The 451-nt window shown below is 53.4% G+C and carries 1 protein-coding gene; it reads right to left on the bottom strand.

What is annotated here, in order from left to right; all coding sequences use genetic code 11:
* On the bottom strand, positions 1-451 hold a 451-nt coding region (locus AC0DBE_RS21595; protein ID WP_472963740.1), incomplete at both ends, for an efflux RND transporter permease subunit.

The raw sequence follows: 451 nt of genomic DNA, 5'->3' as shown, positions 1-451 counted from the left end.
GTCCGGAGAAAGAGACACTGGTGCCCGGTCTTAATTTTACGTGCTGGCTGATAGCGGTTTTAATGTCGTTTACAACCGACACCATATCCCTGCCACGAGCATCAATATAAATCCAGCTGGCAGGGCGGGCATTTTCCGTTTTCAGCATGGTAGGTCCGGAAACGACACGAATATCAGCGACATCGCCCAGGGTAATTTGCTGTTTCATGGGCGTCAGAATGGGCATCTGTTTCAGTGCCTGTGGGCTGTTTCGGTAATCCTGAGGGTAGCGGATATTGATCGGGTAACGGGCTACGCCCTCAACCGTCTCGCCGGTTGTTGCGCCACCGATGGCTGATGAGACAAACAGCTGCACATCACCCACCGTCATTCCGTATCGGGATGCTTTCTCCCGGTTGATATCCACGTCGATGTAGCGTCCGCCTTCCAGACGTTCTGCCAGTGCTGAAAC

Source organism: Bacillus sp. VA15 (genome assembly GCF_055721145.1).
Note: the sequence above shows the minus strand (reverse complement) of the source record. Positions and strands in the feature narration are given on the sequence as shown.